This is a genomic window from Cupriavidus consociatus (assembly GCF_017814975.1).
GTDB lineage: Bacteria > Pseudomonadota > Gammaproteobacteria > Burkholderiales > Burkholderiaceae > Cupriavidus > Cupriavidus consociatus.
The window spans coordinates 703,814-712,696 of the sequence record NZ_JAGIQA010000001.1 but is presented as its reverse complement, the minus strand read 5'-3'; the positions used below and the strand labels follow the sequence as shown (position 1 = coordinate 712,696).

The window sequence follows — 8,883 nt, the reverse complement described above, 5'->3', positions numbered from 1 at the left end:
CCGGAAAGGGTGTAGTAATCGGTATGGCAGATGCCGGTGGCCTTCACTTCCACCAGCACTTCCCCGGCGCGCGGGCCGTCCAGGTCCACGTCTTCGATCGTTAGCGGTTTTCCCGCACCCCAGGCAACTGCTGCGCGTGTTTTCATCGGTCTGTTCTATCGATAAGCTGGTGGGGCCAGACTATAAGTGGGCTGGCATGGGTATTGGCCAGGCCGGCATGCACTTGTCCGAAAACTGGCCCAAGTTGGCCGACGGCCGCGATCAAAGCTGGCTTTCACCTTCGCTTTCAGCTTCGCCTTCGCCATCATCGCGCACGCACAGCGCCCCGGCGTCGTCATCGGACAGCGCCGACTCGGCGGGAGGAGCTCCCTTTTCGCGGTAGGCCGCGGGCGGTACGCCGAATTGCTTGCGAAACTCGCGCCCGAGATGCGAGGCGTCGGCAAAGCCACAGCTCAATGCAATGTCGGCAACGGTACGATCCGAGCTGGTCAACAGCCACGCGGCGGTGCGCAGCCGCACATGCCTGGCGAATACCTGCGGGCTCTTGCCGGTCTGTGCCTTGAACAGGCGCTCGAGCTGGCGCGCCGACAGGTCAAGCTTGCATGCAAGCGCCTCGAGCGGCAGCGCGCGCCCGACGTGCTGCTCCATCAGCAGGATCGCGCGCTTGACCTTCGGGTGCGTCGCCGGTTCGAGGCCGGGCGGGTGCGGCTGCGGCGCGTTGCCTTTCTGCATCTCCCCGACCAGCAGTATCCGCAGCGCCTTCTGCACGGTCGCATGATCGAAGTGGCGCAGCAGGATGGCGGCGGCCACGTCGATCGACGCGCGCCCGCCTGAGCACGTGATGCGCCGGCGGTCGATCACGAACAGCCGGTCGGCGACCAGCAAGTCGGGATCCACCGTCGGGAAGCGTTCGATGAAATCCCAGTAGTGGAACCAGCTGACGCAAGCCCGGTAGCCGTCGAGCACGCCGGCGCGCATCAGGGCGAAAACGCCGGTGCAGATGCCGACGATGGTCGCGCCGCCGCCCGCCGCGCGGCGGATGAAGTCCAGTGTCTCGGGTCCGGCCTGCGGCCCCGAGTGGAGCAGCCCGCCGACGACGACCACGTAGTCGAATGGCTCCGCTTCGTCAAAGGTCTCCCACGGCGCGACCTGGATTCCGCAGCTTGCGCGCACCGGCGCGAGTGTGTTGCCGATCACGCTCCAGACGCAGCGCACCGGCTTGCTGTAGTCGCCATCGTCCGCCGACAGCCGCAGCATGTCGACGAAGCCGGAAAACGCGGTCAGCGTGAAGTTCGGCAGCAGCACGATGCCAAAGCGGATGCGCCGGGGCGCGGGCTCGGCGACGGGAGAAATGGGAACGTCTGGTGTCATGGCGGCATCCATCTTGACAGGCTCGCATGGGCAGGCACATCCGGGCTACCCCCGAACCCGCCCCGGAACCCGACAGGGGCGAGGGCGCGTCGGGCACGCGGACGCCGGTGATGCGTACTGCATCCCTGTAGCCTCCCGCCGCGCCGCCTTGTCCCGGTCTTGCCCCTATCTTGCCCGCGATCGGACGAGGCGCTCCGTCACAGCCAGCGTCGCCGATCCGCCCGCAGCGGACTTGCACAATTGCGACGCGAATCATCGCCAAAGCGAAATCCGGGCTCCTGCGGACCGCCGACTGGCGGTGGCATCCCACGCCGATGCCGGTTTTGTTCTATCTGCAAATCCTGCGCTCTGATGTACTGGCTTCCAACGACAGCAACCCAGCACCCGCAGAGAGGCAGTCAGATGAATGTCAGCGTATTCGACCTGTTCAAGATCGGTATCGGACCCTCGAGTTCGCATACGGTCGGCCCGATGATCGCCGCGTGCCGCTTCGTATCCCACCTCGAGGATGCGAACCTGCTCGGCTTCGTTCGCCGCGTGCGAGCGGAATTGTATGGCTCGCTCGGCGCGACCGGCAAGGGCCACGGCACCGACAAGGCGGTGCTGCTTGGCCTGGAAGGGAGCCTGCCCGACCGGATCGATCCGGACCTGATCGAGCCGCGGCTGGCGCAGATCCGCAAGGACAAGCGCATGCTGCTGCTCGGCAAGCACGAGATCGGCTTCGACGAGAAGGAGCACCTCGGCTTTTTCCGCCGGATGATGAGCGGCACCGGCAGCGTCGTGCACCCGAACGGCATGCGTTTCCAGGCGTTCGACGAGCAGGGGCAGCTGCTGGTCGAGAAGGAGTACTACTCGATTGGCGGCGGCTTCGTCGTCAACCGCGACGGCGACCGTGTCAACGGCGTGCGCGCGGCCGCGGAGGTGCCGCATCCGTTCCGCACCGGCGCCGAGCTGATGCAGGCGTGCCGCGACAGCGGGCTGTCGATTGCCGAACTGATCTTCCGCAATGAATGCGCGCTGCGCCCCGCCGACGACGTGCGGGAAGGGCTGCTGGCGATCTGGCGCACCATGGCCGCCTGCGTCGAACGCGGCTGCAAGGTCGAGGGCGAACTGCCCGGCCCGATGCGCGTGAAGCGCCGCGCGGCCGAACTCAATCTGCGCTTGCGCACGCGTTCCGAGGAATCGCTGCGCGATCCGCTGTCGATGCTCGACTGGGTCAACCTGTACGCGATGGCCGTCAACGAGGAGAACGCGGCGGGAGGCCGCGTCGTCACCGCGCCGACCAACGGCGCGGCCGGCGTGATCCCGGCGGTGCTCCACTACTACGTGAAGTTCGTGCCGGGCTCGAACGACGATGGCATCGTCGACTTCCTGCTGACCGCGGCCGCGATCGGGATGATCTACAAGGAAACGGCATCGATCTCCGGCGCCGAGGTCGGCTGCCAGGGCGAGGTCGGCGTGGCGTGCTCGATGGCCGCGGCCGCGCTCGCGGCGGTGATGGGCGGTACGCCAGACCAGGTCGAGAACGCCGCGGAAATCGGCATGGAGCACAACCTCGGCATGACCTGCGACCCGGTTGGCGGGCTGGTGCAGATTCCCTGCATCGAGCGCAACGCAATGGGCGCGATCAAGGCGCTCAACGCCTCGCGCATGGCGCTCAAGGGCGACGGCCAGCATTACGTGTCGCTCGACTCGGTGATCAAGACCATGCGCGAGACCGGTGCCGACATGAAGACGAAGTACAAGGAGACGTCGCGCGGCGGTCTGGCCGTGAACGTCATTGAATGCTAAAGGGGGCATGAAATGAGCCGCTATTCGATATTCAGTCTGTTCCGCAATGGGCTGTCCTACCACGAGAACTGGGAGAAGCAGTGGAAGAGTCCCGAGCCCAGGCGCGAGTATGACGTGGTCATCGTCGGCGGCGGCGGGCACGGCCTGGCGACCGCGTACTACCTGGCGAAGGAGCACGGCATCACCAATGTCGCCGTGCTCGAGAAGGGGTGGATCGGCGGCGGCAACACCGCACGGAACACCACGATCGTCCGCTCGAACTACCTGTGGGACGAATCCGCGGCGCTCTACGAAAAGGCGATGAAGCTGTGGGAAGGGCTGTCGCAGGACCTGAACTACAACGTCATGTTCAGCCAGCGCGGCGTGATGAACCTGGCGCACACGCTGCAGGATGTGCGCGACACCGAGCGGCGCGTGAACGCGAACCGGCTGAACGGTGTCGACGCCGAGTTCCTGACACCCGCGCAGGTCAAGGAGATCGAGCCCACCATCAACCTGAACAGCCGCTACCCGGTGCTGGGCGCGTCGATCCAGCGGCGCGCGGGCGTGGCCCGGCACGATGCCGTGGCCTGGGGCTTCGCACGCGGCGCCGACCGCGCCGGTGTCGACATCATCCAGAACTGCCAGGTCACCGGCATCCGCCGCGACGGCGGCGCGGTGGTCGGCGTCGAGACGGTGAAGGGCTTCATCAAGGCGAAGAAGGTCGCGGTGGTCGCCGCCGGCAATACCACCACGCTTGCCGACATGGCCGGCATCCGCCTGCCGCTGGAAAGCCACCCGCTGCAGGCGCTGGTGTCCGAGCCGATCAAGCCGGTGGTCAACTCGGTGATCATGTCCAACGCGGTGCACGCCTACATCAGCCAGTCCGACAAGGGCGACCTCGTGATCGGCGCGGGCATCGACCAGTACACCGGCTTTGGCCAGCGCGGCAGCTTCCAGGTCATCGAAGGCACGCTGCAGGCCATCGTCGAGATGTTCCCGGTGTTCTCGCGCGTGCGCATGAACCGCCAGTGGGGCGGCATCGTCGACACGTCGCCGGACGCGTGCCCGATCATCAGCAAGACCGACGTCAAGGGCCTCTATTTCAACTGTGGCTGGGGCACGGGTGGGTTCAAGGCGACGCCCGGCTCGGGGTGGGCGTACGCGCACACCATCGCGCGCGACCAGCCGCATGCGCTGAACGCACCCTTTTCGCTCGACCGCTTCTATACCGGCCACCTGATCGACGAGCACGGCGCCGCCGCCGTTGCGCACTGAACCGCACTGAACGCAAGCAGGAGAAAGACATGTTGCTGATCCAATGCCCATGGTGCGGCCCGCGCGCCGAATCCGAATTCTCGTGCGGCGGCGAAGCCGACATCGCACGCCCGCTCGAGACCGACAAGCTGTCCGACCGCGAATGGGGCGACTACCTGTTCATGCGCACCAACACCCGCGGCGTGCATCGCGAGCAGTGGATCCACGCGCAGGGCTGCCGCCGCTGGTTCAAGGTCGAGCGCGACACCGTCAGCTATGACATCAAGGGCTACGAAACCTTCGGCCAGCCCGCCGCCAACGCACAGCAAGGAAGGGGCAAGCAATGAGCCAGAAAGACCGTCTCGGCACGGGCGGCCGTATCAATCGCGGCAAGCCGCTGACCTTCACCTTCAACGGGCGCGTGTACCAGGGCTTCCAGGGCGACACGCTGGCTTCGGCGCTGCTCGCCAACGGCGTGCGCTTCGTCGCGCGCAGCTTCAAGTACCACCGCCCGCGCGGCATCATGACCGCCGACGTGGCGGAGCCGAATGCCGTGGTGCAGCTGGAGCGCGGGGCCTACACGGTGCCGAATGCGCGCGCAACCGAAATCGAGCTGTACCAGGGCCTCGTCGCGGAGAGCGTGAACGCGGAGCCGGACCTGGAGCGCGACCGCATGGCGGTCAACCAGAAGTTCGCGCGCTTCATGCCCGCCGGCTTCTACTACAAGACCTTCATGTGGCCGCGCAAGATGTGGCCCAGGTACGAGGAGAAGATCCGCGAGGCGGCCGGCCTCGGCAAGGCTCCCACAACGCTCGACGCCGACCGCTACGACAAGTGCTACGCCCACTGTGACGTGCTCGTGGTCGGCGGCGGGCCCACCGGCCTCGCCGCCGCGCATGCGGCGGCGGTGAGCGGGGCGCGCGTGATCCTGGTCGACGACCAGTGCGAACTTGGCGGCAGCCTGCTGTCCGGGCGCGCCGACATCAACGGCAAGCCCGCGCTGCAATGGGTTGCCGAGATCGAGGGCAAGCTGCGCAAGCTGCCGGACGTAACCATCCTGTCGCGCAGCAATGCCTTCGGCTACCAGGACCACAATCTCGTCACCGTCACGCAGCGCCTGACCGACCACCTGTCGGTGTCGATGCGCCACGGCTCGCGCGAGCTGCTGTGGAAGATCCGTGCCAAGCGCGTGATCCTCGCGACCGGCGCGCACGAGCGTCCCATCGTCTTCGGCAACAACGACCTGCCGGGCGTGATGATGGCGTCGGCGGTGTCGACCTACATCCACCGCTACGGCGTGCTGCCGGGACGCGAGGCGGTGGTGTTCACCAACAACGACCGCGGCTACCAGGCGGCGCTCGACCTGAAGGGATGCGGCGCGAAGGTGACTATTGTCGACCCGCGTGCCACGACCAGCGGCGCGCTGCCCGCGGCGGCGAAGCGGCAGGGTGTGAACGTGATGAACGGCGCGGTCGTGGTGGCTGCCGCCGGCAATAAGCACGTCACGTCCGTCAGCGTCGCGTCCTATGCCAACGGCAAGGTCGGCGGCAAGGTGTCGAGGATCGCCTGCGATCTCGTTGCGATGTCGGGCGGCCTGAGCCCGGTGCTGCACCTGTTCGCGCAATCGGGCGGCAAGGCGCAGTGGAGCGACGAGAAGACGTGCTTCGTGCCGGGCAAGTCACTGCAGGCCGAAACCAGCATCGGCGCGGCCGCGGGCGAGTTCAACCTCGCGCTGGCGTTGCCGCTGGCGCTCGAAGCGGGCGCTGCTGCGGCCAGGAGCGCAGGCTTCCGCACCACGAAGCAGCCGGCGGCACCAAAGGTCAGCGCTGTCGCCGAGGGCGCGCTGCTGCCGCTGTGGCTCGTCGGCAGCCGCGAGGCCGCCGCGCGCGGGCCCAAGCAGTTCGTCGACTTCCAGAACGACGTCGCGGCCTCGGATATCCTGCTGGCGGCGCGCGAAGGCTTCGAGTCGGTCGAGCACGTGAAGCGCTACACCGCGATGGGCTTCGGCACCGACCAGGGCAAGCTCGGCAACATCAACGGCATGGCAATCCTGGCGCAGGCGCTGGGCAAGTCGATCCCGGAAACCGGCACCACCACGTTCCGGCCCAACTACACGCCGGTCACCTTCGGCACTTTTGCGGGGCGCGAGGTCGGCGACTTCCTCGATCCGGTGCGCAAGACCTGCGTGCATGAATGGCACGTCGCGAATGGCGCGCTGTTCGAGGACGTCGGCAACTGGAAGCGCCCCTGGTACTTCCCGAAGCGGGGCGAGGACCTGCATGCGGCGGTGAAGCGCGAATGCCTGGCGGTGCGCAACAGCGTCGGCATCCTGGACGCGTCGACGCTGGGCAAGATCGACATCCAGGGCCCGGACGCAGTCACGCTGCTGAACTGGATGTACACCAACCCGTGGGGCAAGCTCGAAGTTGGCAAGTGCCGCTACGGGCTGATGCTGGACGAGAACGGCATGGTGTTCGACGACGGCGTGACGGTGCGCCTTGGCGAGCAGCATTTCATGATGACCACCACCACCGGCGGCGCCGCGCGCGTGCTGACATGGCTCGAGCGCTGGCTGCAGACCGAGTGGCCCGACATGAAGGTGCGGCTGTCCTCGGTGACCGACCACTGGGCGACGTTCGCGGTGGTCGGGCCGAAGAGCCGCAAGGTATTGCAGAAGGTCTGCGCCGACATTGACTTTGCCAACGCTGCCTTTCCGTTCATGAGCTACCGCAACGGCACCGTCGCCGGTGCCAAAGCGCGCGTGATGCGCATCAGCTTCTCGGGCGAGCTGGCCTACGAGGTCAACGTGCCCGCGAACGCCGGCCGCGCGGTGTGGGAAGCGCTGATGGCCGCCGGCGCCGAGTTCGACATTACGCCGTACGGCACCGAGACCATGCACGTGTTGCGCGCGGAGAAGGGCTACATCATCGTCGGCCAGGACACCGACGGCTCGGTCACGCCGTACGACCTCGGCATGGGCGGGCTGGTGGCGAAGTCGAAGGACTTCCTCGGCAAGCGCTCGCTGACGCGCTCTGACACCGTGAAAGAGGGCCGCAAGCAATTTGTCGGCCTGCTGACCGACGACGCGCAGTTCGTGCTGCCCGAGGGCGCGCAGATCATCGCGCCGGGCACGCGCGTGTCGACGACCGAACCGACGCCGATGATCGGCCACGTGACGTCGAGCTATTACAGCCCGATCCTGAAGCGCTCGATCGCGCTGGCCGTGGTGAAGGGCGGGCTGGGCAAGATGGGCGAGAGTGTCGCGATCCCGCTGGCTGATGGCCGCCGGGTGAGCGCGAAGATCTCGAGCCCTGTTTTCTACGATACCGAAGGGGTGCGCCAGAATGTGGAATGATCAAGGTGTTGCTACGGCGCTGGCCAACGTGCCAGTGCCCAACGCGCGCACGCGTGACGTGCGCCTGGAGTCGCCACTCATCGGCGCGGCCGGCCTGCTGGAGGCACCGCATGTGCGCGCGTCGAAGCACTTCACGTTGCGCGAACGGCCGTTCCTCGATCTGGTCATGGTGCGGGGAGAGCTGGCCGATCCGGCCTTCGTCGATGCATTCGAAGGTGTCGTCGGCTGCTGCCCGCCGGCCGCTCCGAACACGGTCGCGCGCAGCGCGGGGTATGACGTGCTGTGGCTGGGCCCGGACGAGTGGCTGGTGCGCTCGAACGGCCCGGTGCCGGCCGGCGTGCTGGAGGACAAGCTGGCCCCGGCCATCGCCGGCACCTATTCGGCCGCGGTCGACGTCGGCAGCGGCTACACCGTCGTCGAACTCAGCGGCGCGCGCGTGCGCGACGTGCTGGCGCGGGGCTGCCCGCTTGACCTGCATCCACGCGTGCTGAAAGCGGGGCAATGCGCCCAGAGCCATTACTTCAAGGCATCGATCGTGCTCGTGCCGACCGGCGACGACCGCTTCGAGATCGTGGTGCGACGCAGCTTCGCGGACTACTTCTGCCGCATCCTGCTCGACGCGGCGACGCCGCTGCTGTCATGAAGCCGGTCGACAAGGTGTTCAGCGAGCCGCTGGCGGGACTCGATGGACCAGGTTGGCGCGATGCCGCGCTGCTGCCGGGGCGGGGCTGGAGCGTGTTTGTCGATGCGCTGACAGTGCCCGTGCGCATCGGCATCCACCCGCACGAGCACGACGCGCCGCAGCCGATCGTGATCGACGCGCGCCTTGGCTACCGGCGCGAGCCGAGCGAAGAGACCGAGTGGATCGACTACGACGGCTATTGCACGCGCGTCGCCGCGTATCTCGCACGCAAGCCGCACACGCGCCTGCTCGAGACGCTGGTGGCTGACATTGCGGAGCTTTCGTTCCGCGAATGGCCGGCGCTCGACACCCTGAAGCTTGCCGTGCACAAGCCCAGGATCCGGCCGGGGACGCAGCGCGTCGGCGTCGAGCTGGAATGGACGCGCGCCGACTACCTGCGCCGCGGCGGCAACGCAGGCTGAGCGCTGCCAGGGCCTGCCGGCGCGAT

7 protein-coding genes and 1 pseudogene are annotated in these 8,883 nt (G+C 67.3%); 6 read left to right on the top strand and 2 right to left on the bottom strand.

Features of this window, described 5'->3' with window-relative positions; all coding sequences use genetic code 11:
• Positions 1–146, bottom strand: a pseudogene (locus tag J8I82_RS03225) (alcohol dehydrogenase catalytic domain-containing protein); the annotation flags it as partial.
• Between the two features lie 115 nt (positions 147–261).
• Entirely contained in the window at positions 262–1,371 is a 1,110-nt protein-coding gene (locus J8I82_RS03220) for a GlxA family transcriptional regulator (protein WP_245179320.1), read from the bottom strand.
• A 402-nt stretch (positions 1,372–1,773) separates the two neighbouring features.
• Here J8I82_RS03220 and J8I82_RS03215 point away from each other — a divergent pair, with 402 nt between their 5' ends.
• From J8I82_RS03215 to J8I82_RS03190, 6 genes are read left to right on the top strand one after another with little or no spacing between them, the layout of a single operon-like run.
• Positions 1,774–3,162 carry an L-serine ammonia-lyase gene (locus J8I82_RS03215; protein WP_209754380.1) on the top strand — a complete coding sequence of 463 codons (1,389 nt, stop codon included), beginning with the start codon at positions 1,774–1,776 and terminating at the stop codon, positions 3,160–3,162.
• Positions 3,163–3,174: 12 nt separating this feature from the next.
• Positions 3,175–4,419: a sarcosine oxidase subunit beta family protein gene (locus tag J8I82_RS03210; protein WP_209754379.1), complete on the top strand. Its 1,245-nt coding sequence runs from the start codon at positions 3,175–3,177 to the stop codon at positions 4,417–4,419.
• Between the two features lie 29 nt (positions 4,420–4,448).
• The gene (locus J8I82_RS03205; RefSeq protein ID WP_209754378.1) at positions 4,449–4,745 is read left to right on the top strand and encodes a sarcosine oxidase subunit delta; all 297 of its coding nucleotides are present in this window, start codon (positions 4,449–4,451) and stop codon (positions 4,743–4,745) included.
• Entirely contained in the window at positions 4,742–7,753 is a 3,012-nt protein-coding gene (locus J8I82_RS03200) for a sarcosine oxidase subunit alpha family protein (RefSeq protein ID WP_209754377.1), read from the top strand. The genes J8I82_RS03205 and J8I82_RS03200 overlap by 4 nt, the downstream gene beginning before the upstream one ends.
• Positions 7,743–8,396, top strand: coding sequence for a sarcosine oxidase subunit gamma (locus J8I82_RS03195; RefSeq protein ID WP_209754376.1), 654 nt, complete (start codon positions 7,743–7,745; stop codon positions 8,394–8,396). Before J8I82_RS03200 ends, J8I82_RS03195 begins: the two co-directional genes overlap by 11 nt.
• Positions 8,393–8,857: a dihydroneopterin aldolase gene (locus tag J8I82_RS03190; RefSeq protein WP_209754375.1), complete on the top strand. Its 465-nt coding sequence runs from the start codon at positions 8,393–8,395 to the stop codon at positions 8,855–8,857. Before J8I82_RS03195 ends, J8I82_RS03190 begins: the two co-directional genes overlap by 4 nt.
• Positions 8,858–8,883: the final 26 nt, after the last annotated feature.